This is a genomic window from Christensenella sp. (assembly GCF_034927525.1).
GTDB lineage: Bacteria > Bacillota > Clostridia > Christensenellales > Christensenellaceae > Christensenella.
Genome location: NZ_JAYFPU010000122.1, coordinates 1 through 5,870, shown reverse-complemented (window position 1 = coordinate 5,870; position 5,870 = coordinate 1). Strand labels below are relative to the sequence as shown.

5 protein-coding genes, 2 tRNA genes and 1 pseudogene are annotated in these 5,870 nt (G+C 47.2%); 2 read left to right on the top strand and 6 right to left on the bottom strand.

Annotated features, from left to right (window positions below; translation table 11 throughout):
• Positions 1 to 310 precede the first annotated feature (310 nt).
• Together VB081_RS05015 and VB081_RS05010 are read left to right on the top strand one after the other, a co-directional pair.
• Positions 311 to 386, top strand: a tRNA-Thr gene (locus VB081_RS05015).
• A gap of 4 nt (positions 387 to 390) precedes the next feature.
• A tRNA-Pro gene (locus tag VB081_RS05010) sits at positions 391 to 467 on the top strand.
• A gap of 40 nt (positions 468 to 507) precedes the next feature.
• Here VB081_RS05010 and VB081_RS05005 read toward each other — a convergent pair.
• The 6 genes and pseudogenes from VB081_RS05005 to VB081_RS04980 all read right to left on the bottom strand — a co-directional run.
• Positions 508 to 1,626: a THUMP domain-containing class I SAM-dependent RNA methyltransferase gene (locus tag VB081_RS05005; RefSeq protein WP_323399745.1), complete on the bottom strand. Its 1,119-nt coding sequence runs from the start codon at positions 1,624 to 1,626 to the stop codon at positions 508 to 510.
• Positions 1,623 to 2,297, bottom strand: a complete 675-nt coding sequence (locus VB081_RS05000; protein ID WP_323399744.1) for an HD domain-containing protein — start codon at positions 2,295 to 2,297, stop codon at positions 1,623 to 1,625. Before VB081_RS05000 ends, VB081_RS05005 begins: the two co-directional genes overlap by 4 nt.
• A gap of 2 nt (positions 2,298 to 2,299) precedes the next feature.
• Positions 2,300 to 3,991 carry a tetratricopeptide repeat protein gene (locus VB081_RS04995; RefSeq protein WP_323399743.1) on the bottom strand — a complete coding sequence of 564 codons (1,692 nt, stop codon included), beginning with the start codon at positions 3,989 to 3,991 and terminating at the stop codon, positions 2,300 to 2,302.
• Entirely contained in the window at positions 3,991 to 4,872 is an 882-nt protein-coding gene (gene hslO / locus VB081_RS04990) for an Hsp33 family molecular chaperone HslO (RefSeq protein ID WP_323399742.1), read from the bottom strand. The genes VB081_RS04995 and hslO overlap by 1 nt, the downstream gene beginning before the upstream one ends.
• A gap of 3 nt (positions 4,873 to 4,875) precedes the next feature.
• A complete protein-coding gene (locus tag VB081_RS04985) occupies positions 4,876 to 5,628 on the bottom strand; it encodes a class I SAM-dependent DNA methyltransferase (protein WP_323399741.1) in 753 nt (250 codons plus the stop codon).
• Positions 5,621 to 5,870: pseudogene (locus VB081_RS04980) on the bottom strand (amidohydrolase); the annotation flags it as partial. The gene VB081_RS04985 and the pseudogene VB081_RS04980, both read right to left, overlap by 8 nt.

Sequence of the window (5,870 nt, the reverse complement as noted above, 5' to 3'; positions counted from 1 at the left end):
ATTTTCTTAAACATTTCAAATACCTTCCTATTTGTAGTTTTTGTTCTTAATCCCAAATCTCCGGGTACTCCCAAAGATTTTTCAACTTTGTAATATATTTCATTTTAACTATTATATCATTACAGGCTTTATAGCGCAATTTCCACAGCCACGAAATATATAATATTAAATAATTGTTAAGATTCTTTCATAACTTTAGACGCAATCAATGTCTAAAAGGTTCCAAAAAAGTTTGCAAAAACATTTTTTCATAAAACAGTTGATTTTTATTCGAAATCTGATAAAATATTATAAGTCGGCACTATGGCACGCCAACGTGGCTCAGCTGGTAGAGCAGCGCATTCGTAATGCGCAGGTCAGCGGTTCGAATCCGCTCGTTGGCTCCATGACCGGGGTGTAGCGCAGTTTGGTAGCGCGCTTCGTTCGGGACGAAGAGGTCGCAGGTTCAAATCCTGTCACCCCGACCAAAAAACCTGACAATCATCTGATTGTCAGGTTTTTTAATTCCTATCTCTTTTTCCTAAAATACTGATAATACGTGCATTTGATATTTCCGTTATACAGCTTCCTGCGCTTATCCGCTTTCGCGCCGTATTTGTTTTCAAACTGTTCATCTGCCGTAATCACGAACACCAACGTGTCCTCAAGCGGCAGGAACGTTTTTCCCATATTACGATATAACGTTGCCACTTCCTTTTCTTCCCCCATGCGCACCGCGTACGGCGGATTTGTAATAATAGAAGCGGCGCGCTCCGGCTGCTCAAAGTCCTTCACGTCTTTACGGTCAAAGCGGATCCATTGCGCAACGTCCATATTGTGCGCATGCTCTCTCGCAAGGTCTAAGCTTTTGCGGTCGATGTCGCTTGCAAATATCTGCATCTGCGGCTCAGTGACAAGGCTTTTTGCATAGTCCCGCTCCAACTGGAACGCTTTCTTAAAATCGTTGTCATAGCTTTGCGCGTCAAACCTGCGCTTGATGCCTGGCGCCATACGGCTTGCCATCATCGCCGCCTCGATCGCGATCGTGCCGCTGCCGCACAACGGATCATAAAAATCCCGCGTACGCCATTGTGATATCATAATCAGTGATGCAGCCAGCGTCTCTTTCAGAGGCGCCTGCGCATTTTTCAGCCTGTATCCGCGCCGGTTGAGCCCTGCCCCGCTCGTATTAAGAGCGACTGTCACCTGATCCTTTAGGATGTTGACATAAAGATTGAACACATTACCGTTTTCCGGAAAGCGCTCCTGCTTATACACGCGCTGCATCGCACGCACAACCGCTTTTTTTGCGACAGACTGCACATCCGAAACACTGCCAAGCGCCGAATGCACCGCATTGCCGTCGACCGGAAAACGCGCATCTGAAGGAAGGATGTCCCCAAACGGGATGCTCGTCACCCCTTCAAAAAGCTGCTCGAACGAGACAGCCTTAAATTCTTTTAATACCCAATATATCCTGTCTGCCGTCCGCAGAAAAACATTTGCTTTCGCAACGCCCTGCATATCCGCATCAAAATAAACGCGCGCATCCTGCGTGCTTACATTTTCAAAGCCAAAATCCCGCAGCTCGTTTGCAAGGATCCCCTCCATGCCAAACGCGCAAGATGCATAACACCTGTAATTCACGACTGGTGTCCCCCGATCTTGTTCATCACAAGCCCATTGATGACCAGCTTGAAGGTACATCCCAAAATCTTAGCGCTGTCCTCACACATTTGCATACGTTTCAAATATATCTGTAAAAATTCCATCGGCGTTGCATGATCCTTCATCTTCAGTTCAAACGTGATCTGGTTTTTCTCCTGCGATACACGGATATCCGTCTCATAGATGGAAAGGTTAACGCGGTCGTGTATATCGTTGGAATCGGCCTTTTTCTGTACACGCTTTTTATAAGCGTCCACCTTGTCCGCAATAATAAGCGCAGCGGCGATAGAGCTCACAGGCGCGCCCGTTTCTTCGTCGTGCGACCCGACCGCCGTACAGATATCACATACGTCTCCAAAATCCATTCCCAGCTCCTGCAGTTCGTCAAATAACATCGTCGCACCCGTAAGCGGATGATATTTCCGATTGATCATATTTCCCACGTCATGCGTCCAGCCTGCAATTTTTGCAAGTTCGATCTCCCGTTCGCTGTATCCAAGCTTTTCAAGGATCTCTCCCGCAATACGGCTGACGTAACCCACATGGCGTGGTCCGTGATCAGTGTAACCAAGCGTTTCTAAGTTGCTGTTCGCCTTTTCCACCATCGTCCTGATTTTCTCGTTCTTTTTGATATCCTCAAATGTTATCATATTCATTCTTCCTCATCTGCTTCAATGACATTGATGATGTCCATTACCATACCGGACATCCTGTCTACATCCGCGCCATAAATTTTCGCAACAGCCGACGGCTCCTGCGTCATTTCACTGAAATAGAGCACAACGAATGTGATCGCCGCGGCAAATTCATTTGGTTCCGCAATATAAGCTTCGCCATGTCCTATTTCCTTGTATTTTTTTAGCAGGCCTGCCGCTTTTCCTGCCATATTGTCAGAATAATGCTCTTTGGTTTTTGCAACCAATAAATCAAAAAGCTCTTTGTATCCCGCACCCTTTTCCGCATCGGCCATGCCGACCTTCACTTCCACAACACCACCGTTGAAATACGCAACGTACGGTTCTGCTGCCTTCATACGTTTGAGTATCACAAAGATGTCGTTTTTCACTTCGTCCGGCTGATTTCTGCGTAAAATATAACGCCGCAGCACATGCTCCGCTTTTTCTCCGCCAAATCCGCCGACGATCTCCGCGACCGCACGCTTGATAAACAGATCGCCATATTCAAGTCCCCATAAGATCACATCATTAAGCTTTTTGTCATTTTGCCACATGCCGTGAAATACCTGCTCAGGCAGTTTGATGCAGTCGTTGAGATATTTCATGCGGTTTCTCGCTTCCTTAGGCGGAACCTGATAAATATATCCGACCTCCTCAAACAGCGTTTCATCCTCCATCGCGGCTTTTACATGGCTGACATAGTATGCCGCCACGCTGTCGCCCGGATCAAGCTTTGTGATATCCGTCAGATACTTTACCGCGTCGGGGTAGCGCTTTAGGTTATACGATGCGATGCCCGCAAAGAACAACGCTTTTTCATCGTACGGACTTGTAGACAAAAAGTTTGTAAGGTATTTTAGTGCATCTGCATGGCGTTTCAGTTCGCACAGGGTGATCGCCGCCTTAAAAATATCGTCCTGCACTTCAAGTGGCTGGCGCAAGGCAGCCGCTAGATATTCGTCCGCCTTCTTCATCTCGCCTTTTTCAGTCAAAAATATCGCCATGTTGCAGTTGGCATGGATGTTGCTCTTGTCGATAGACAAGACACTTTTTGCAGCATCAACCGCCAGATCAAGCTCTTTGATACAGTAATAAGAGAGCGCCAAATTATTTTTGGCAAATAATAATTCCGGATTATTGGTATCGATCTTACGCAGCACTTTGACCGCCTGCTCATAGTTGCCGTCGTCGAGCAGCCGTTTCCCCTCTTGTGCCAGTTTTTGATATTCGCGCTCCTTTGCATCCTCTAAAAGCTGGTCTTCATATTCCATTGCATCGTCAAAGAGCATCAGAAAGTCTTCGATCTCGTCAGCAAATTCCCCATACGGGTCTTCATCCATATATTTTTCAAAGCTTTCCTGCGCTTTCTCAAAGTCATTGAGGCCGATAAAGTTACATCCCATGCCGAAAAAACATTCGTTGCGAAGCTCGTCGCTGTGTAACAGCAAATCAAACAACAAGCTGTTCGATTCCTCGTACTTCCCCAGTCCTGTCAGTATCTCAGCCATTTGCATCGTATATTCCGCATTGTCTTTGTCCTTTTCAAGCGCGTGGCGCATCATAGACAAAGCCCCCAGATAATTGGAAGACTCTGTCATCTTCTGTGCTGTCCGCGAATAAAAATCCGCAGGTTTATTGAATTCAAGTATTTTTGCTTTTCCCATCATTATTCCTTTGTTGCAAGTTTTAGCAGGTCATCGAGCTCCTGCGCGTCAAACCAGTATTTTTTATTACAGAACCTGCATACGATCTCTGCGCCTTTGTCCTGCTCTATCATATCTTCTATCTCATTTTTTCCAAGAGAAATCACCATCTGCTCCAACCGTTCCTTAGAACAATCGCATTGCAAGAGAGGCTCCTGTGTATCCAAGATATCCAGCTCCATGCCGTCAAATATTTTTTTCAGCACATTCTCGACCGTGTCCGAAAACGCGTACATTGCAAAGTTAGATATTTCCGGCACGCGCTGCTCGACCGCCTGCAGCGTCTCCTCACTGCAGCCGGGCATGGGGCGAATAATGATGCCGCCTGCATTCACAACGCTCATATCCGTTTCCAGCCAGGTATTGACATACACGATAGACGGCTGTTGCTCAGACGTCATCAGGTAACATGCTACGTCCTCGCCGATCTCACCATTCACGACCGGCGTCTTACCGATATACGGATCTTTGAGCCCAAGGTCTTTGATCACGGTAACAAAGCCTTCTTTACCGACCGCATCCGTAATATTAAAACCGCCTTTTTCATTGGGCGGCGTATTGACCTTCGGATTTGCGATATACGCCTTCATATGAAGGTTTGCGCCACTGACCGCCATCACCGTTCCCGCCGGCCCGCCTCCGTTGATCATCAGCGTAAATTTATCACTGTCATTTTTCAACATAGAGGCCATCATCGTTCCCGCTGCGAGCGTCCTGCCTAAAATGATCGTGCCTACCGGCAGCGTGTCATGGATATTGCGCGCTTCCTCCACCATTTTTGAAATATTGCACGCGCATACCGCAAGTTCCTTGTTGACCATTGCCCGCACCAAAACATCACTCATCTTCTAGTCCTTTCTGATTGCTGTAAACTGTATTCTTTCTTCCTGCTTCGCAGGATGCTTGTCCGTTAAAAACGCATACGCGTTTATATCTTCAAACCCCGCTGTCTGCAGCGCCGCTGTTATTTCTTTCTGCGTCCACGCACGCTGTGTATGACGCTCATCATATCGTTTGTAACCTTCCCCCTCTGCTACAAAAAGGATGATATCCATTGCAAGCAGCTTCGTATTTTCATCGTATGCATTCTGCCAGAAATATGTTTGCCCGTCACCGTCGTCAAAGTAAAATTCATTTCCAAGCACATGCGCTAATTTATAGTGGGAGCTGATGTCGAACAAAAACGCACCGTCCTTTTTCAGGTTGCTGTATACCTGCCTAAAAAACACCGCAAGCTGTTTTTCCTCCAGCACATAATTCACACCGTCACATGCGCATACAGCTACATCTGCAGGCTTGTTCAACACAAAACTACACATATCCCCTGCCGCATATTCCACACACAGCGCCTGCCTGCGTGTCTTTTCCTGCGCCGCAAAAAGCATTTCCTCCGATATGTCCATTGCAACTATAGCAAATCCGGCCTTTGCCAGCGGCAGCGTGATATTACCAGTACCGCACGCATATTCCAGCACCCTGCTTCCCTTTGGCACCTGTGCATGATCTAACAGCTTTAAGATGTATGCCGCCCATTCGTCGTATCCGGCGTCGTACATCAGCGCATCATACACCCCTGCAAGCGCCTCATACTGATCACTCAAAATCCGTTACCCTCAAGAAGTATTCTACACCATTTAATAGTGCCTGTTCGTTAAATTCAAAGCAGCTTGCGTGCAGCGGCGGCGTATCCTCGCCTTCGCCGATCCCAATGAACGTATAAAGACCGGGTATCCTGCGCTGATAATTCGAGAAGTCTTCCGCCATCATATATGGTTTAACAAGCATCGCTTCATCCGGCCCAAAGCGCTTGCGCGCTTTCTCGTACAGCCCGCCGTCATTGACG